Consider the following 18203-nt stretch of genomic DNA (forward strand, 5'->3'; position numbering starts at 1 on the left):
GGGGCGATCCGACATGCTGCCCAACCCTCAAGCCCCGATCCGCTCATTCCTCACCGGCTGCCTGTTCCTGGCGGCCCTGGTCACGGGCGCCCTGATGATCTGGGTCCTGCGTCAGGAAGACGGCGGGCAATACTGCGTCCCGGGCGGCGGGGATCTGTTCGGCCTGTGCCGCCCGACGGCGGATTTCCTGATCAACGGCCTGGTCTGGTACGTGCTGATTTTCGGCGCCCTGGCCCTGCCCATTGCCTCGGTGGTTGTGATGCGCTGGGGGGCCAAGCGGCGCGGCGGCGGCCCGGGGACTCCCGGCCGGCCCTAGCGACCGGCGCCCGGCGGCGGCAGGCTGTCGACGTCGATATCGAAATCGGCTTCCGATTCCGCGTAAGTCAGCCCCGCTTCGTCCAAAAAATGCTGGGTTTCGTGGCTCGGCGCCATGTCGTCGCCGTCGCCATAGCCGTCTTGCATGGCCTGTTCGGCCAGTTCGTCATACAGAAACATCGAATCCTCGCGCTCCTGCAGGTCCTGCACCTCGTCCGCCGTCAATTGCCGCCGGGGGCGGCAGAACCAGGTCAGCAGCCCGCCGGGCAGGCCGGTCAGCAACCAGGCCGGCAGGTCGAGCAAGGGGCGGATCACGCCGGACCACAATTCAGGGGACAGACGCTCGACCCGGATCTGCGTGACCACCAGGTTGCCGGGCCAGGCCGTGTACCAGATGTCATGGGCGGAGACCAAATGCAGGCCGCGCCCGGGCTCGGCCTTGACCAGGGCTTCGGCCGCGCCGGCGGCAAACGCCGCCAAAAGCAGGGCCCAACCCAGGTAGAACGCCACGCGCTTTATGGTCCAGCCGGTCATCATGACTTTGTTATGGGGCCGGCACACAATCCGGGCAATGATTATCGAGACACAATGCCGTGCGCGGTTTGCGACCCCTGATACCGCTTTAACCGTTGCATGCCACCCCGCCGCCCGCTATTTTCCGCCCCCTGTTCCCCGGGGGCCGCGACGGCCCCGGTGGTGGAACGCGCGGAGGGGTGGCCGAGTGGCTGAAGGCGCACGCTTGGAAAGCGTGTATAGGGGCAACTCTATCGGGGGTTCGAATCCCCCTCCCTCCGCCAAATTTCTTTCCTGAAAATTTGCCCGCACCCTCTTCCGGCCCTGGGCCGGGATTGCTAGGCTCTGCGCCTGCATTCCGTATCGCCCGCCCCCTTGCCCCAAGGGACCGGCCGGGCGGCCATCACTTGAGGACATCCCACATGACCCAGATCGCATTCATCGGCGTCGGCAACATGGGCAACCCCATGGCGGCGAACCTGGTCAAGGCCGGGCACACGGTCGCCGCCTATGACCTGTCGGCGGACCTGCTGGCCAAGGCGGCGAAAGCCGGGGCGCGGGCGGCCACCAGCGCCGCCGATGCGGCCCACGGGGCCGAGGTTGTCATCACCATGCTGCCCGCCGGCAAGCATGTGAAAGAGGTCTGCCTGGGCGGTCTGTTCGACCAGCTTTCGCCGGGCACCCTGGTGATCGACTGTTCGACCATCGATGTCGACACCTCGCGCGAGGTCCATGCGGCGGCGGCGGCCAAGGGCTTCGCCATGGTCGACGCGCCCGTGTCCGGCGGCGTCGGCGGGGCCGAGGGCGCGACCCTGACCTTCATGGTCGGCGGTGCGGACGATGCCTTTGCCCGGGCCAGGCCGATCCTGGAGAAAATGGGCAAGACCATCGTTCATTGCGGCGGGCCGGGGAACGGCCAGGCGGCCAAGATCTGCAACAACATGATGCTGGGCATTCAGATGGCCTCCGTGGCCGAGGCCTTCGTGCTGGCGGAAAAATTGGGCCTGGACGCGCAGCGCCTGTTCGACGTGTCGTCCACGGCCTCGGGCCAGTGCTGGTCGCTGACCACCTATTGCCCGGTGCCGGGCCCGGTGCCGACCTCGCCCGCCAACCGGGATTATACCCCGGGCTTCGCGGCCGCCCTGATGCTGAAGGACATGGGCCTGGCGCTGGCGGCGGCCGGCAGCACGGGTGCCGATGTGTCCGTCGCCGAAAAAGCGGCCTCGCTGTACCAGGATTACGCGGACGCCGGTCAGGCCGGGAAGGATTTTTCCGGCATCATCAACCTGATCCGCGACCGCGCCAAATAACACCAAAAGCAACACCACCTAAGGAGCATCCATCCATGACCATCAAGACCGGCGACCGCGTACCCTCTGCCACGATTTTCAAAATGGGCGACGACGGCGGGCCCGAAGCGGTTTCCACCGACGATTATTTCAAGGGCCGCAAGGTCGTGGTGTTCGGCCTGCCGGGGGCCTTCACGCGCACCTGTTCGGCCAAGCATCTGCCGGGCTTCGTCACCCAGGCCGACGCCATCCTGGCCAAGGGCGTCGACGAGATCGCCTGCGTCTCGGTCAACGACGCCATGGTCATGACGGCCTGGGGCCTGTCTCACGAAGCGCCCGGCAAGGTGACCATGCTGTCCGACGGCAATTGCGCCCTGACCGAGGCCATGGGCCTGGCGTCCGACATGTCGGCCAAGGGCTACGGCAAGCGCTCCAAGCGCTATGCCATGATCGTCGAGGACGGCACGGTCACCCATTTCGCGTTGGAGACGGAGCCCGGGCTCAACGTGTCCTCGGCGGAGCAGATTCTCGCGGCCCTCGGCTGATCCCGACAGACAGGGAGAGACCGATGACCGACGGCGGCAACATGCGCCCGCTGCGCTTTACCCATTTCGGGGCGGCGGGCTGGAAAATCACGGACGGCGAGACGGTTATCCTGCTCGACCCCTATCTGTCGCGGGTGCGGTTTCAGGGCCGGCGTTACGGCCCCCATGACGCCACCGAAATCCCGGACGACCCGCGCCCGGTGGTGAAGATGAGCGAGCCGGCCGGCCACGACACGGCGACCATCGACCGCCACGTGCCCGAGGCCGATTTCATCATCCTGTCCCATTCCCATTTCAACCACGCCATGGACGTGCCCTATATCGCCAACAAGACGGGTGCGGTGGTGATCGGCACGGAAAGTACCTGCAACATCGCCATCAACGGCGGCGTGCCGGACGAACAGATCCACGCCGTGCGGGGCGGCGAGGATTATCAGTACGAGACCTTTTCCATCCGCGTGATCCCAAGCCTGCATTCGGCCCTGTCCTGCAAACTGTACAAGGACTTCGGCACCATCCCGGTGCAGGACGACCCGCTGTGCCTCGATGATTATGTCGAGGGCGGCACGCTCGCCTATCTGATCCGCATGGGCGGGCGGGAAATTCTGCTGTTCGGTTCCATGAACTTCATCGAGCGCGAGGTCGAGGGCCTGCGCCCGGACGTCGCCTTCATCGCCTCGGCGCCGCCGCGCCTCGACATACACGACTACACGGCGCGCCTGATGCGCTGCCTGGGCAATCCCCCGCTGGTGGTCGCGACCCATTGGGACGACCAGGGCCTGCCCTTCGGCGCCCCCCAGGACAAGGCCTTGGCCCATACGGAGGGGTTCATCCAGGAGGTCAAGGCGGCATCGCCCAAGACCGAGGTCTTCGTGCCGCGTCATTTCCAGACCCTGGCCATCGATGCCCAGGGCCGGATGTGCGTGGCCGACTAGCGGCGCGGGCTGTTCCGGCCTCCCGCCCCGCGTGCTAGGGTCGGCAAAACTTTCTTGGGAGGATACCAACATGACCGCCATCAACACCCTGTTGCCGACCTCGCTGGTCGGCTCCTACGCTCAGCCCAACTGGCTGCTCGACCGGGCCAAGCTGGCCGGGCGCTTCCCGCCGCGCACGCGGGCGAAGGAACTGTGGCGCATCGATCCGGAATATCTGGAAGAAGCCCAGAACGACGCCACCATCCTGGCCATCCGCGATCAGGAACGGGCCGGGCTCGACATCATCACCGACGGTGAGATGCGCCGCGAAAGCTATTCCAACCGCTTCGCCACGGCGCTGTCGGGCGTCGACATCGACAATCCGGGCGAAGCCCTCGACCGGTCCGGCCATCCCAATCCGGTGCCGCGCATTGTCGGTAAGATCACCCGCATGCATGCGGTCGAGGTCGAGGACGTGAAATTCCTGCGCGCCAATACGGACCGCAAGATCAAGATCACCGTGCCCGGTCCCTTCACCATGTCGCAGCAGGCGCAGAACGATTTCTATGCATCGGAGGCCGACCTCGCCATGGATTACGCCGCCGCCGTGAACGAGGAAGTCCGCGACCTGTTCGCCGCCGGCGCCGATGTGGTGCAGCTGGATGAACCTTACATGCAGGCCCGCCCGGAAAAGGCCGAGGAATACGGGCTGGCCGCCCTCAACCGCGCCCTCGACGGGATCGAGGGCGAGACGGCCGTGCATATCTGTTTCGGCTATGCCGCCATCATCCACGACCGGCCCGAGGGCGGGTATTCCTTCCTGCCGCAGTTGGCCGCCTGTTCGGTCTGCGACATCTCCATCGAGACGGCGCAGTCGCATCTCGATTGCACGGTGCTGGAAACCCTGCCGGAAAAGAACATCATCCTGGGCGTGCTGGATCTCTCGACCCACGATATCGAAACGCCGGAAACAGTGGCCGACCGCATCCGCAAGGGCCTTGCCCATCATCCGGCGGAAAAGATCATCGTGGCGCCGGATTGCGGGCTCAAGTATCTGCCCCGCGACGTCGCCTTCGGCAAGATGAAGGCCATGGCCGACGGTGCGGCCATCGGCCGCGCGGAAATCGCCAAATAAGAAACGCTAAGAGAGCAAAAGAAAGCCGACCCATGACCAAGACCAATACCCGGGTGCTGTTCAATTCCACGCCCGAGGGCCTGCCCGTACCGGACAACTTCCGCCTGGACGAAACCCCCGTGCCCGAACCGGGGGCGGGGCAGTTCCTGCTGCGCAATTTGTATCTCTCCCTCGATCCCTATCAGCGCATGCTGATGGGCGGCGGCTGGACCTACAGCCCCAACGTGCTGAAGCCGGGCGACCTCATGGTCGGGCGCGTGTTGGGTGAGGTGATCGCAACCAACAATCCGGATTTCCCCATCGGCACACATGTTGTCGGGCGGCTCGGCTGGCAGACCCATGTGGTGTCGGACGGATCGGATTTGGATTTCGTCGTCACGCCCAAACCGGGGGTGCCGCTCTCGTCCTATCTCGGGGTTTGCGGGTCGACCGGCGTCACCGCCTGGGTCGGGCTCAAGATTACGGGTCAGCCCAAGGCGGGGGAGACGGTCGTCGTCTCCGCCGCCGCCGGATCGGTCGGCAGCTGCGTCGGTCAGTTGGCCAAGGACATGGGCTGCCGCGCCGTCGGCATCGCCGGCGGGCCGGACAAATGCAAACTGGTGGTCGATGAATTCGGCTTCGACGCCTGCATCGACTACAAGGCCCCGGACCTGGCGGGCCAGTTGAAGACGGCCGCGCCCGACGGCGTCGACGTCTATTTCGACAACGTGGGCGGCAAAATCCTGGAAACGGTGATGGGCCAGTGCAACCGCCTGGCGCGCATTCCCGTCTGCGGCGTGTTGGCGCGCTACAACGAAACGGGTGAAGCCTACGGCAACCGCAACATGCACCTGTTCTTCGACAAGTCGCTGAAGATGGAAGGCTTCGTGCTCAACGCCCATAAGGCCATCTGGCCCCAGGCGCGGGCGGAACTGGAGGCCATGGTCGCCGACGGCCGCATGGCCTATCGCGAGACCGTCGCCCAGGGCATCGCCGCCGCGCCCGAAGCCTTCATCGGCATGCTGCAGGGCAAGAACCTGGGCAAGCAGCTGGTCAAGCTGACCTGACGTTTCGCCCTGGGTTTACGCGCAGGTCGCCCCCCGCAGATGCGCCTTGCCGTCGGTGCCGAAGGTGCCGCGGGCGTTTCCTTCGCCGATCTTGGGGTGGGTGAACAGGCCGAGGATCTCGGCGCCCGCGATTTCCTCGCCCGTCACATAGGCTTGGCCCTCGGCGGAATTTTCCAGGCGGTCATCCAGGTCGATCGAGAATACGAAGGTGCGGCCCGGGGTGAAGTTGCTGAAATGCAGGGTCAGTTCCTCCGCCCCGTCGGCGACCACGGGAGCCTGCATCAGGCCGACTTCGCCTTCGACGGCTTCGAACTGCTGTGGCTCCGACGCGCCGGCGCCGCCGAAATCCGTGTCGAACACCACGTGCCCGGCGGAATTCGCCGCGTGGAATTCCAGGCTCAGCAGGGTCCAGGGCTCCAGGCTTTTGTTTTCTATGATGAACAGGTCGGGGCTTGAATCGATAAAGCGAATGAGGACCTCGGGCCCGCAGGCGCGCGCCGCGGGGCCCAAAACCAGGCCCAAGATCAATGCCACCGTGCCGATGAACACGCGTCGCATGACGCTGCCTCCCTTGGGGCCTCCCTAGGCCGCCCCGCATCTCAAAGCATGGCCGAAGTCTCAGGCGGCGGCAAGCAGATGGATGGAGAACAGGCTGTCCGCGTCGGTCCAATGCTGCTGCGCGCGCCAGCCGGCGCCGCCGGCGACGCGGTGGAAATCCTCGACCGCGTATTTATAGGAATTTTCCGTATGGATGGTCTCGCCCGCGCGGAAGTCGAAGGCATGGCCGTCGATCCGCACCGTCTGGTCGACCGTGCTTTCCAGATGCATCTCGACCCGGCCCTCGCCGTCGTCATAGCGCACGCGATGGGCGAAGCGCGCACGGTCGAAGCCGCCGCCCAGTTCCCGGTTGATGCGATCCAGAAGGTTCAGGTTGAAGTCTGCGGTCACGCCCTTGGCATCGTCATAGGCCGGCAGCAGCACGTCCAGGTCTTTTTTCAGGTCGACGCCAACCACCATGAAGGCGTCGTCGCCGAGCATGCGCCGGGCGCGGGCAAGGAAGCCGGCCGCCTGGGCGGGCTCGAAATTGCCGATGGTGGAGCCCGGAAAGAAACCGACCGTGGGCGCATCGTCGAGGGCGGATGGAAGGGGAAGCTCGGCGGTGAAATCGCCGACCACGGGAATGACCTCCAGATGCGGCAGGCGGCTGGCGAGGGCACCGGCGGCGGCCTCCAGATAATCGGCGGCGACGTCGATGGGCACGTAGCCGCGGAGATCGGTCAGGGCGTTGAGGAACAAATCCGACTTGCGGCTTGACCCCGATCCGAATTCCACGACCCAGGCCCCGGCCGGCAGGGCCGCCCCCAGATCGTCCGCGATGTCGGTCAGCAGGGCAAGTTCCGTGCGCGTCGGATAGTATTCGTCGAGATGAGTGATTTCCTCGAACAGGGCAGAGCCGCGAACGTCATAGAGCCATTTGCAGGGCAGGGTCTTGGTGGCGGCGGACAGCCCGTCGATGACGTCGCGCAGGAAGGCTTCCCTGCCGTCGTCGTCCAATCCTGTGTCTTCAACATCGGCGAAGGCGTCCATCGTTGTCTCACCCATCCTCGGCAAGGCGCAGGCCGGTGAACTGCCAGCGCTGATGCGGATAAAAGAAGTTGCGGTAGGTGGCGCGCGCGTGCCCTTCCGGTGTGGCGCAGGACCCGCCGCGCAACACGTTCTGCCCCGACATGAATTTGCCGTTGTATTCGCCGCCGGCCCCGTCCGTGGCCTGGAAGCCGGGATAAGGGGCATAGGCGCTGGCCGTCCATTCCCAGACGTCGCCGAACATCTGCTGCAGGCCGTCACGGTCCTGTGCCGGGGCGGGGCGCAGGCGGCCCGAACCCGCGAAGTTGCCGGTAACCGGCAGCTCTCCGGCCGCCGCCTCCCATTCGAATTCCGTCGGCAGGCGTTTGCCGGACCAGCGGGCGAAGGCATCGGCCTCGAACAGGCTGATGTGGGTCACCGGGGCATCCGGGTCGACGGGCTGCGGCCCCTTCAGGGTCATGGTCCACCAGTCGCCGTCGCGGTCTTCCCAATACAGGGGCGCCGACCAGCCTTCGGCCTGGACCGTGGCCCAGCCGTCGGACAGCCACAACAGGGGGTCGGCATAGCCGCCGTCGGCGATGAAGGCCATCCATTCGCCGTTGGTCGCCGGGCGCGAGGCCAGGCGGAACGGCCGCACCAGGGCGTCATGGCGCGGTGTTTCGCAGTCGAACGCGAAGTCGCCGCCCGAGGTGTCGGCGCCGACGGGCAGGATGCCGCCGTCAAAAGCGATCCAGCGCAGATCCGGCGCCCCGCTGCCCGTGGCCAGCGGTTCCGCCGGGCGATAGGCGGGCTTCAGGGGGTTTTGCGCGAACAGGTGCAGAATGTCGGTCAGCAGAAGTTCCTGATGCTGCTGTTCGTGGTGCAGGCCCAATTCGATAATGTTCAGCAGGTCTTCGTCCGCGCCGCCCTTGCTCATAAGGTCGGCCAGGGCGGCGTCCACATGATGCCGGTAAGCGATCACGTCGGCCAGCGGCGGGCGGGTCAACAGGCCGCGCTGGGGCCGCGGCTGGCGCGAGCCGACGCTGTCGTAGTAGGAATTGAACAGATAGGCGAAGCGGTCGTCGAACAGCTGATAGCCGGGATGGCCGGGTTCCAGAACAAGGGCTTCGAAGAACCAGCTGGTATGGCCGAGATGCCATTTGGCGGGGCTGGCGTCGGCCATGGACTGGGCCGTGGCGTCGGCGTCGGACAGACCTTCGGCCAGGGCCAGGGTTTCGGCACGCATCGCCTGAAGCCGCCGCAGAAGGGCTTCTGATGCCTCGGCCGCCGATGTCTTGTTCAGTTCGGCGCGTCGGTTCTGAGATGCCATGAAACGCTGTTCGTGAATGCTTCCGCATGAATTTTGGTGCGCGCGGCTGGTTCCGCGCGGCAGGGTTCCCGCAAACCTTAACGGACGGGTCCAGGCCTGTGTGGATTATTTATTCACAGTTGCGTTACGCCCCGATGACCAACCAATGCGGCGGCCCGGCCACGGCGGGGGCTTAAATCTGATCGTCGCGGAAATACTCGTCGTCGCGGCCGCCGCCCTGCTTGATAAGTTCGTAGTCGCGCCAGTATTCCTCGACGTCGTCACCGGGCTGGGGGCCCGTGCCGATGCCGTACTGTTCCCACTTTTCGCGGTCGCTCAGCTTGTCCATGTCCGGCTTTTTGGGCGAGGTCATTTTCAGCAGCACGCCCGCGACGACGGTCGCGACAATCAGCACGATGCCGATGGGCAGCCAGCCCAGTTGTTTAATTAATTCCACCGTGACCTCCTTTGCGTGGTCCCCGCAGGCATTCCCCGTCTCCGCCCCTCAATAGAGACGGCGCGCCGCGCCCGGGTCCCCGATTCCCGGAAAATCGTCACGCGAGCGGGGAAGCTTATACCGCGAAATGCTGACAGACAACTGACACATTAGAGAAAATTGATTGTTCCCAAGGGCTTCGCATATCGCCCCTGCTGGGGGGCTGCTGACCTTGCGATGCCCGCCCTCCGGCGCCTAAAAGGGGTGCCAAGATGCGGCATTCTGGGCACTTATTTCGCCGGTGGACCGCGCAGGGCGCGGCCTTTCTTCTTCTGCTGTCGGTTGTCCCGGCAGCGGGCATGGCTGCGTCCGCGCCGGTTCGCGCGGCCGAAGCGGCGGAAGTGACCGGCCTGCGCCTGGGCCGCCATGCCGGTTTCCTGCGTCTGGTGTTTGATTTGACGGCGTCCCCCGGTTATGACGCCCGGGCCACGGGCCGCCGGACCTTCGAGATCAGCCTGCCGCACGCGGCCTTGCCACCCGAAGGCCACGCGGCGTTGGCGGATGACCCGCTCGCCCCCGATCTGATCGTCCGCCCGGCCAAGGGAGATGGGCCGCTCCGCTTTCAGGTGATCAGCCGCTTCGATGCCTTTATCCGCCGTGCCTTCATTCTCGATCCGCCCAGGGGCGGCGCATCACCGGGCAACGGCCCCTGGCGGCTGGTTCTCGACATCGTGCCGCGTCCGGGACAGCGAACCCCGGCCGAGGACGGCGGCCCGGTGCTGGCGGCGCTGCCGCCGCTTCACGGCATCGCCCCCGATGTAACCGGCGCGCCGCCGCGCCCGGCACCGTTGGCCGAGACCCCCCCAGGCGTGCCCCCCGAAACACCCCCAGAAACGATGAATGCCCCCGGCCCAGCGCAGATCGAGGTTTCCTGGGCGCGGGCCAGCCGTATCCTGCGTGAACTGCAGGACCATCAGGCGCCCGAGGCGGACCTGCCGCCCGCGCCGCAACTGGTTTTGCCGCCCAAGTATCGCCGGCCGGTCGTACCGCTGCGGTGATTCCGATGGGCCGGTGGGCTCGCATTCTGCGTCGCAGATCGGCAATGCCGAATAATTATGTCAACGCGACCGTGTGCCGATTGATACGGCCGGGCGGCGTGCGAAAAGACCTTCTGCACGGCATAACGCACGGAACAGTGCCGTTTACCGACCTTTCCACCGTCAAGAATAAGCCAAGTGATTCAATGGCTTTGTAAGCTTTATGTCAGCTACGCGTCAGGCTGGTGTCAGGGCCGTCTGGCATAAGACGTGCAACTTCGATTGCGCCGTTCAGGGAGCTTGGTGCTCTTGCCCCCGGGACGGTTTTCTTGATGGGAAGGTCTTGGGCCAACATCCGCATCAATGCATCGGTCGCACGGCGGGCCAAACACGCCGGTGATTGAGTGTCGCGGATTTCCTCGAAACGAAGACGACTTTGCGGAGTGAATTAGAATGACCATAAACATGAAAAAAGTGACTGTGCTCGGCGCCGTCATGGCCGCCGCGTTGTATGCGGGCCAGGCTCAGGCCGCCAATTCCGTTTCTGCCGGCGCCAGTGTCGAAATCGCGGCTCCGATCTCCATCTCGCAGACGACGGCGCTTGCCTTCGGGAACATCGGCCCCAGCGGCACGGCCGGTACGGTGGCGATTTCCCTCGCCGGCGCGCAGAGCGTGACGGGCGGCGTGACGGCCCTTGGCGGCACGATTGCTGCCGGTGCTTTCTCCGTGACCGGCGCCAGCGGCGCTTCCTACAGCGTTACGGTTCCCGCGTCCGTCAGCCTGACCGGCCCGGGCACGGCGATGACCGCGACCCTGACCAATGACGGCGGCGGTTCGCTCACGGGCGGCACCGACACCTTCAACGTTGGTGGCACGCTCTCGGTCGGCGCCAGCCAGGCCGCCGGCAGCTATTCGGGCACCTACACGGTTTCCGTCAACTATCAGTAATTCCGCAACGCATGGCCCGGTCCCGGCGCCAATCCGGGGCCGGCCATGTGTGCGCGAATGCTGGTTCTCGTTGATCCCGTGCTAGGTTGAAGGTCATCATGACCACGCCACGCACCATTATAAGACGTTTGCACGCGGTCGCTCTTCTGGCAGCCGCGTTCATTCTGTCCGCTCCGCTGACCGATGGGTTGATGGCGCGGGTCGTTCCCGGCTGGGGCCAGGCCCAGGCGCAATCCGTCAATATCACGGAACGGCGCACCCTGCTGTTCGGCAAGGTCGCAACATCCAACATCCCCGGTACGGTCGTGATCACGCCGTCGGGCGGCAAATCAGTGACCGGCGGCGTCATCGACCTGGGCAAGAACCACCGTGAGGCCGAATTCCGCATCACCGGGCCGGACAATGCGCTGGTCATTGTGACCCTGCCGACCACGGCGACGCTTACCGGCGGCGGTGGCAGCGGCACGCTCAGCAATTTCACCATGAACCTGAGCAATCCCATCGATCTGGGGCGGCGCGGTCGCGTGGACATTTCCGTCGGCGCGACCCTGAGTCTGGGCACCAATCTGCCGGGTGCGGATTACAGCGGTTCATTCACCGTCTACGTGGACCCACAGTGATGGGTGGGCTTTCCGTCGGAGGCAAAGCAGGCGGCTTCGCAGGGCTGATTATGCTATGCTGCGCCAACGCCATTCCCGGTCGAAGGTCCGATCAAAAAATGACGGCGCGACGCAAATTGAAATTTTCCGGCCTGCGGCATGCCGCGGCCGCCCTGCTGGCCGGGCTCGCCCTGACCGCCCTGCCGGGTGTTGCGGGTTCCGCCGCCGCCGGTTCCAACATCTCGTCTCGTGTCACGGTCCAGATCGTCCGTCCCGCGGGCGTGATCGGACTGCAGGAACTGTCGAATGCGCAAGGCTTTCTGACGGCGCCGGACTCGGGCGGTGCCGATCCCTTGGCGCAGGCCGCCAGTCCCGTGCGGCGTGGGGCCGTTGCCCCGCCGTCATCGGGCGGCGCGCTGGCCGCGGCAATCGCCATTTCGGGTTTCCCCAACCAAAGCTTTTCGCTGACCCTGACGGATTCCTTGGTGGTGGTGACCGATACCGGAGAACTGGTGGTCACGAATTTCGACCACAACGCGGGCAATAGCCCGACCATCGGCGGGGACGGCGCCGCGCAAATCGCCATCGGCGCCAAGTCGCAAAGCGGATCGCCGGCAACCCTGCAACAGTTGACGACCAACGCGGGCGGCCCGGCCCCCGGGGCAGACGGCGCCGCCGATCCTAATCTCGTTGCCGTGACCGTGCAGACGGCCGAGGGCCCGCAGATCATCCAAATTCAACGTCCGGACAACTTCGGTCCGACCATCTTCGGTGAAAAGTTTTTCACCGTTATGGTTTCCTATAACTGAATGTTCGGATAAACCTTGAGCACACGCGACGCGTTATACAAAACAATGGTTTAGGGGAGTGTCGGCATGCGTCCAACCAGATTGATCCCGGGGATCGCCCTGGTGCTTATGATCGCCGGTTTGGCGGGCTATGCCTGTCCCGCGGCGGCGCAGGGATTCGGTGACCTGGTCGTATCGCCGACCCGCGTCGAACTTGAGGGCCGGAACCGGTCCGCCACCGTCACGCTGACCAACCGGGGATCGGAAACGGCGCTGTTCCGGATTTCCCTGATCGCCATGGAAATGGATGAACAAGGCAGCCTGAAGGCCGTCGACCAACCGCCGGCCGGCATGATGACGGCGGAGGAATTGGTTCGTTATGCGCCGCGGCAGGTCGATATTCCGCCGGGCGGCACGCAGACGGTGCGCCTGATCCTGCGCAAACCGACGGAGCTGGCGGCGGGCGAGTACCGCTCGCACATGTTTTTCCGCGCCGTTCCGCCCGAGGATGCCGGTCGCGCCGTTGACGAAAAAGCCGGCCAAGGCGGGGTTTCCGTCAAGCTGACGCCGATCTTCGGGATCACCATTCCGGTGATCGTCCGCCATGGGGATTTGGACCTCAAGGTCGCGATGTCGGATTTCGCCGTGGTGCCGGACAAGGAAAAGAAGAAGCTGACATTCAAGTTATCGCGCCAGGGCACAAAATCAGCCTATGGCGACGTGAAGGTCGAATACCTGCCTGCCGGTGGCGGCGCGCCGATTGTCGTGGGCGAGGTTACGCGCCTTGCGGTGTTCACGCCCAACACGGACAGAATGGTGGAGGTGCCGCTTGTCGTGCCTCCGGGAATTACCCTGGGCAAGGGGATGTTGAAGGTCCTCTATCGTCAAGTCGACGGAGACACGACACTGGCCGCGGGTGAAGTTACGCTACCATAATCAAGACGGCGGGTCCCCGGCGGGGGCGGCGCCAAGTCCCGGAAGCGAGGCAGACCGGCATGACGGAAACGCCGGCGGTAATGTTCCGCCTGGTGTCGCCGTTATGAGCCGCTGTCTGCTGACCGTACGCAGAGGATGCTGGGCGGCGCTTGTTCTTGTCTGGGCGGCGTTCTGCCTGTCGGCGGGGGCGGTCTGGGCGCAAAGCGGCGACAACCGCGATCGCCTCAACCTGCGCGAACCCTTGATCCTGGAACTGCGGCTTGGCGACCTGCGGCTCAGCGACGGATTCCCGGCCCTTTTGTCCGGCTCATCCCTGGAACTGCCTCTGGGGGACCTTGCCCGGGCCCTCGATTTTCCCATTTCCGCCGATGCGCAGGCGGGTATCGCCGGGGGCTGGTTTCTTGCGGAAAACCGGCTGTTCTCCCTATCCCTGAGCCGCCGGGAAGTGACCATCGAAGGCAGGTCACGGACCTTTGATCCAGCCCTGGTGCATGCCGCCGACGGGGACATCTACGTCGATGTGCGCCTGTTGTCGCAATGGTTTCCCATCGACATTGCGTTCGATCTTCCGAACTTGACCACGACCCTGACCTCGCGGGAACCGTTGCCCATCGAATCCCGGCTGGCCCGGGAAGATGCGCGCGAACGGGCATTGCGCCAACGCGGCCCGGACCGCGACTATCCCAAGGAGAAGCAAACGCCGGGCCTGATCTCGGTCCCCCGCGCGGATGTTTATGTCCAGGGTTTGCGGGCGACCAATGGATCGCAGACCAAACGTTATTCCTATTCCTACAACATGACCGGCGCGGCCGATGTTGCCGGAACCAACGCCAGCGTGTTCGTCAGCGGCGAGAACGGTCAGGCCATATCCGACATCCGCACGACCTTCGAGCGCACGGACCTGGAGGGTCGTCTGGGTGAAAGCCTGCTGGGTGATCTGGGCGCCACGCAGATCAGGGGCGGCGACATCTATACCCCGCAGTTCGCGTTGACCACGCGCAGTCAGGTCACAAACGGTGCGACGATCACCAATTTTCCGGTCGGCGGCACCCCCGATGAATTCGACCGCATCACCCTGACCGGGGACCTGCCGTTGGGTTGGGAAATGGAGGTTTACCGCAACGAAACCCTGATCGACTTCGCCGAGGCGCGGTCTGACGGGCGCTATGAATTCACCGACGTGCCGCTTCTGTTCGGGGTCAACGTGGTGCGCCTGGTGTTCTACGGGCCGCAAGGCCAGGTGCGCGAAGAAACCCGCCAGATCCGCGTCGGCCTCGACCAGATCAAGCCGGGTGAGGTCAAGTACGAGATTTCCGCCGGCCTGCACGACGACCGTCTGATCGCCAACCAGCGCGTATCGGGCACCGACAGCCGGCGCGACCAGGCGCGCATGCTGGCGCGGGTGCAGACGGGGCTCAGCAAAAATCTGTCGCTGGGCGGCAGCATTGTCGCCATTCCCCGCGATGACGGCGGCCGCGACACCTATGTCGGCACGACGCTGGCGACCTCGTTCGGCAACCTGTTCGGCAAGGTCGATCTGGTCGATCAGCAGGACGGCGGCTGGGCGACGCGGATGATGGCGCAGACCTCCATCCTTGGGTTTTCGACGATCCTGGAACACAACATCACGAAGAATTTCCTCAGCGAACAGTTCACCGGCACGGGGGATTCCAAACTTAATTCTTCGACCACCTTGCGGGTGGACGGGGCGATTTCCGTGTTCGATCTGCCGCAGATGCCGGTCAGCCTGACCATTGATCATGACCGCTTCGTCAATGGTGACAAGACGACGACCCTGTCCAACCGCATGACGGTGCCCATCGGCCGCCTGTCGGTGACCCATACCCTGGATTATTCGCGGACCAAGACCTCGACGGGTGTGGACAAGTCGGCGTCGGGCACGTTTCTTTTGGGGGGTCGGGTCGGCGACGTGCGCCTGCGCGGCACGGTCGGCTACAAGGTGCTGCCGGAAACGGATTACGGCACCATGACCTTGACGGCGGACAAGCGCATTTCAAAGAACCTGGAAATCAGCCTGGGGCTTGAACGCTCGGCGCCGCCGGACATCGTCAACTCCGTGTCCTTCGGGCTCAACAGGCTGACCGAATGGTCGGCCTGGGGCCTGGATCTGGAATATTCCGACGACGCCGTGTTCCAGGCCCGGGTCAACATGGCCATGTCCTTCGGTGTCAATCCGGCGACGGGCCGGCCGCAGGTCACCGCGGACCGCATCGCCACCCAGGGGGCGTTGATGAGCCGCGTGTTCCTGGATCACAACGGCAACGGCGTGTTCGATGACGGCGACGCGCCGATGGAAGGGGTGCGGTTGGAAATCGACCGCGGCATTCAACGCAACAAGACCGACGCCGACGGCTTCGTCTATATCACCTCGGTCACCCCCAACCGCAATCTGATGGTCAAGCTGGATGCCGACAGCCTGGGCGACCCGTTCCTGGTGCCGTCGAAAAAGGGCGTGTCGATCGTGGCCTATCCGGGCAGCACGGCGCGGGTCGACTTTCCCGTGGTCACGACGGGTGAAATCGACGGCACCGTGTTCAAGGTCGAAGGCACCAAGGTGTTTCCCGTTTCCGGGGCCGAGGTTCAGATGCTCGATGCCGAGGGCAATGTGGTGCGCGAACTGCGTTCCGCCTTCGACGGCTTCTACCTGATGGAATTCGTGCCTCCGGGTGCCTACAGCCTGCGCATCAATCCGGAGCAGCTGACCAAGCTGGGTCTCGTCACCGAGGGCGTGCGCCGGGCGACGATCGAAGGTGACGGCACGGTGATCAGCGGCCAAGACTTCGTGCTGCGGGCGCAGGGTACGGACGCCCCGGCTGATGCGCCGGCGCCAAGCCCCGTGCCCGCACAAACCCCTGACCCGGCAGACCTGCCGCCGCCGCCGACGGCGGTGCCTGTCGTCCCCGTCACTCCGGCTCCGCCGCAATAGTCCGGTAGAAGGGGGTTGGCAGGCTTCGCCCGCTGGGCTTAAGTGGCGGAACGCGTCGCCCGCAACGGGCGGCCTTCAAAAAACGACTTAACGGGAGCCCATCCATGGCCATCCAACGCCACAACGTAACCTTTGACCGCCTGTCCGACGGCGTGCTGGCCAAATGGCGGGCGATCCCCCCCGCCATCGTGTCCGACATGATGAACCGCACCCAATGCATGGCCGGGCGCATCAAACCGGTGAAAAAGGGCATGAGGGCCTGTGGCCAGGCGCGCACGGTGACCTGCATGGTCGGCGACAATTCGGCGGCGCATTACGCCATCGGCCTGCTCAACCCGGGTGAGATCCTGGTCATCGACGCCGGCGGCTATGCCGACGTGGCAGTCTGGGGCGGAATCATGACCCACGGCGCCGTCGCCAAGAAGGCGGGCGGCGTGGTTATCGACGGCGCCATGCGCGACGTCGCCGAAATCGCCGAAATGGGTCTGCCCGCGTTCTGTGCCGCCCATGTCCCCCAGGGGCCGCACAAGGGCTTCGGCGGCGTCATCGACGGCACCATTTCCTGCGGCGGGGCGGCGGTGTCGCCGGGCGACATCGTGATCGGCGACGATGACGGCGTGGCCGTGGTGCCGCTGGCCCGCGCCACGGAACTGCTGGTCGCCTCGATCCAGAAGATCGCCGATGAGGACGCGACCATCGCCCGCATCAAGGCCGGTGAAACCACGGCCCAGATGATGGGCCTGCCGGAACCGGAATTGTTGCCCTAAAAATCCACAAGGACGCCTGCCGCCATGACCGTTCCCGCTTCGCCGTCCGTTGAAACCGTGCGGATCGGCAATGCCGATTTTCCGCGCCGCCGGCTGATTTCCGGCACACCGCCGCTGGAACGGCTGGCCAACCTGTCCGGTCATGGCGGCCGGGCGCCGATCCTGGTCAAGCGTGACGACCTGACCGGGCTTGGGTTGGGGGGCAACAAGGTGCGCAAGCTGGAATTCTATACGGGTCACGCGCTGGCCCAGGGCTGCGACACCTTGATCATCACCGGCGCCGTGCAATCCAATTACGTGCGGGTCACGGCGGCGGCGGCCTGCGCCGCCGGTCTGGACTGTCACATCCAATTGGAAGACCGCGTCGCCGGCATGGACGCGGGTTACCGCACGGGCGGCAACGTGTTGCTCGACCGGATGTTCGGCGCCACCCTGCACCATCTGCCGGCGGAGGCGACGGAGGCCGACGCCGATGCCGGCCTGGATGCCATCGCTGATGACTTGCGAGCCAAGGGGCGCAATCCTTATGTGATCCATTTGGGGGCGGCGTTCGAGCCGCGCGGCGCGCTCGGCTACATCCTGGCGGCCCGGGAAATTCTCGACCAGATCGCCCAAGCCGGGGTCACGGTGACCCAGGTCGTCATTGCATCCGGCAGCGGGCAGACCCATTCGGGGCTTCTGACCGGCTTGCGTCTCGCGGGCTCGACCCTGCCGGTGACTGGCGTCTGCGTGCGCCGCGATGCGGTCCAGCAGCAGGCTCGCATCACCCAGGTCTGCGGCAACCTGGGCCGCCTGATCGGCCGCCCGGACCTGGTCGGGCCCGATGACATCGTCGTCACCGATCGCTTTCTCGCTCCCGGCTACGGCAAGAATTCGCCGGAAACCTGGGCGGCGTTCCTTGCCGCCGCGCGCCAGGAAGGTCTGCTGCTCGATCCCGTCTATACCTCGAAATCCTTCGCCGGCGCCCTGGCCATGGCCGATGACCGTGACGCCATGGCGGGCGGCGCGGTACTCTATCTTCACACCGGTGGCCTGCCGGCCCTGTTCGCCTACGAGGCCGCCATCGACGAGGCCCTTGCCGCCGCGGGCCCGCAACCGCAACCAGGACAATGACCC

At 65.3% G+C, this 18203-nt stretch carries 19 protein-coding genes and 1 tRNA gene; 15 read left to right on the forward strand and 5 right to left on the reverse strand.

Annotated features, from left to right (window positions below):
* Positions 1 to 13 precede the first annotated feature (13 nt).
* The gene (locus tag KFF05_00185; protein UTW51860.1) at positions 14 to 316 is read left to right on the forward strand and encodes a hypothetical protein; all 303 of its coding nucleotides are present in this window, start codon (positions 14 to 16) and stop codon (positions 314 to 316) included.
* Here KFF05_00185 and KFF05_00190 read toward each other — a convergent pair.
* On the reverse strand, positions 313 to 852 hold the full coding sequence (locus tag KFF05_00190; protein UTW51861.1) for a hypothetical protein: 540 nt from the start codon (positions 850 to 852) through the stop codon (positions 313 to 315). The genes KFF05_00185 and KFF05_00190 overlap by 4 nt on opposite strands.
* 170 nt (positions 853 to 1022) lie before the next feature.
* On the opposite strand from KFF05_00190, the gene KFF05_00195 reads away from it, so the two are divergent.
* The 6 genes from KFF05_00195 to KFF05_00220 all read left to right on the forward strand — a co-directional run bounded on the left by KFF05_00195 (position 1023) and on the right by KFF05_00220 (position 5757).
* Positions 1023 to 1112: transfer RNA gene (locus KFF05_00195), tRNA-Ser, on the forward strand.
* 138 nt (positions 1113 to 1250) lie between these two features.
* Positions 1251 to 2138, forward strand: coding sequence for a 3-hydroxyisobutyrate dehydrogenase (gene mmsB, locus KFF05_00200; GenBank protein UTW51862.1), 888 nt, complete (start codon positions 1251 to 1253; stop codon positions 2136 to 2138).
* Between the two features lie 35 nt (positions 2139 to 2173).
* The gene (locus KFF05_00205; GenBank protein ID UTW51863.1) at positions 2174 to 2662 is read left to right on the forward strand and encodes a peroxiredoxin; all 489 of its coding nucleotides are present in this window, start codon (positions 2174 to 2176) and stop codon (positions 2660 to 2662) included.
* Positions 2663 to 2685: 23 nt separating this feature from the next.
* Positions 2686 to 3597: an MBL fold metallo-hydrolase gene (locus KFF05_00210; protein UTW51864.1), complete on the forward strand. Its 912-nt coding sequence runs from the start codon at positions 2686 to 2688 to the stop codon at positions 3595 to 3597.
* Between the two features lie 70 nt (positions 3598 to 3667).
* On the forward strand, positions 3668 to 4711 hold the full coding sequence (locus KFF05_00215; GenBank protein ID UTW51865.1) for a 5-methyltetrahydropteroyltriglutamate--homocysteine methyltransferase: 1044 nt from the start codon (positions 3668 to 3670) through the stop codon (positions 4709 to 4711).
* A gap of 32 nt (positions 4712 to 4743) precedes the next feature.
* Positions 4744 to 5757, forward strand: a complete 1014-nt coding sequence (locus KFF05_00220) for an NADP-dependent oxidoreductase (protein ID UTW51866.1) — start codon at positions 4744 to 4746, stop codon at positions 5755 to 5757.
* A 15-nt stretch (positions 5758 to 5772) separates the two neighbouring features.
* Here the strand turns inward: KFF05_00220 and KFF05_00225 are convergent, their stop codons facing one another.
* From KFF05_00225 to KFF05_00240, 4 genes are all read right to left on the reverse strand, one after another.
* Complete coding sequence (locus KFF05_00225) at positions 5773 to 6315, reverse strand: hypothetical protein (protein ID UTW51867.1); 543 nt, start codon at positions 6313 to 6315, stop codon at positions 5773 to 5775.
* A gap of 60 nt (positions 6316 to 6375) precedes the next feature.
* Positions 6376 to 7344, reverse strand: coding sequence for an L-histidine N(alpha)-methyltransferase (gene egtD / locus KFF05_00230; GenBank protein ID UTW51868.1), 969 nt, complete (start codon positions 7342 to 7344; stop codon positions 6376 to 6378).
* A 7-nt stretch (positions 7345 to 7351) separates the two neighbouring features.
* A complete protein-coding gene (egtB, locus tag KFF05_00235) occupies positions 7352 to 8650 on the reverse strand; it encodes an ergothioneine biosynthesis protein EgtB (GenBank protein ID UTW51869.1) in 1299 nt (432 codons plus the stop codon).
* 172 nt (positions 8651 to 8822) lie between these two features.
* Positions 8823 to 9086 carry a hypothetical protein gene (locus KFF05_00240; protein ID UTW51870.1) on the reverse strand — a complete coding sequence of 88 codons (264 nt, stop codon included), beginning with the start codon at positions 9084 to 9086 and terminating at the stop codon, positions 8823 to 8825.
* Positions 9087 to 9424: 338 nt separating this feature from the next.
* Between KFF05_00240 and KFF05_00245 the strand changes: the two genes are divergently transcribed.
* The 8 genes from KFF05_00245 (at position 9425) to KFF05_00280 (ending at position 18200) form a co-directional block, all read left to right on the forward strand.
* On the forward strand, positions 9425 to 10123 hold the full coding sequence (locus KFF05_00245) for a hypothetical protein (protein ID UTW51871.1): 699 nt from the start codon (positions 9425 to 9427) through the stop codon (positions 10121 to 10123).
* A gap of 444 nt (positions 10124 to 10567) precedes the next feature.
* Positions 10568 to 11050, forward strand: coding sequence for a DUF4402 domain-containing protein (locus KFF05_00250; GenBank protein UTW51872.1), 483 nt, complete (start codon positions 10568 to 10570; stop codon positions 11048 to 11050).
* Between the two features lie 98 nt (positions 11051 to 11148).
* The gene (locus tag KFF05_00255) at positions 11149 to 11670 is read left to right on the forward strand and encodes a DUF4402 domain-containing protein (GenBank protein ID UTW51873.1); all 522 of its coding nucleotides are present in this window, start codon (positions 11149 to 11151) and stop codon (positions 11668 to 11670) included.
* A gap of 98 nt (positions 11671 to 11768) precedes the next feature.
* Complete coding sequence (locus tag KFF05_00260; protein ID UTW51874.1) at positions 11769 to 12458, forward strand: hypothetical protein; 690 nt, start codon at positions 11769 to 11771, stop codon at positions 12456 to 12458.
* 66 nt (positions 12459 to 12524) lie between these two features.
* Positions 12525 to 13373: a molecular chaperone gene (locus tag KFF05_00265; protein UTW51875.1), complete on the forward strand. Its 849-nt coding sequence runs from the start codon at positions 12525 to 12527 to the stop codon at positions 13371 to 13373.
* A gap of 103 nt (positions 13374 to 13476) precedes the next feature.
* The gene (locus KFF05_00270) at positions 13477 to 16320 is read left to right on the forward strand and encodes a carboxypeptidase regulatory-like domain-containing protein (protein UTW51876.1); all 2844 of its coding nucleotides are present in this window, start codon (positions 13477 to 13479) and stop codon (positions 16318 to 16320) included.
* A 104-nt stretch (positions 16321 to 16424) separates the two neighbouring features.
* Positions 16425 to 17087, forward strand: a complete 663-nt coding sequence (locus KFF05_00275; GenBank protein ID UTW51877.1) for an RraA family protein — start codon at positions 16425 to 16427, stop codon at positions 17085 to 17087.
* Positions 17088 to 17111: 24 nt separating this feature from the next.
* Positions 17112 to 18200, forward strand: a complete 1089-nt coding sequence (locus KFF05_00280) for a D-cysteine desulfhydrase family protein (protein UTW51878.1) — start codon at positions 17112 to 17114, stop codon at positions 18198 to 18200.
* Positions 18201 to 18203 lie beyond the last annotated feature (3 nt).

The sequence above is a fragment of the bacterium SCSIO 12827 genome (genome assembly GCA_024397995.1).
Taxonomy (GTDB): Bacteria; Pseudomonadota; Alphaproteobacteria; order Rhodospirillales; family Casp-alpha2; genus UBA1479.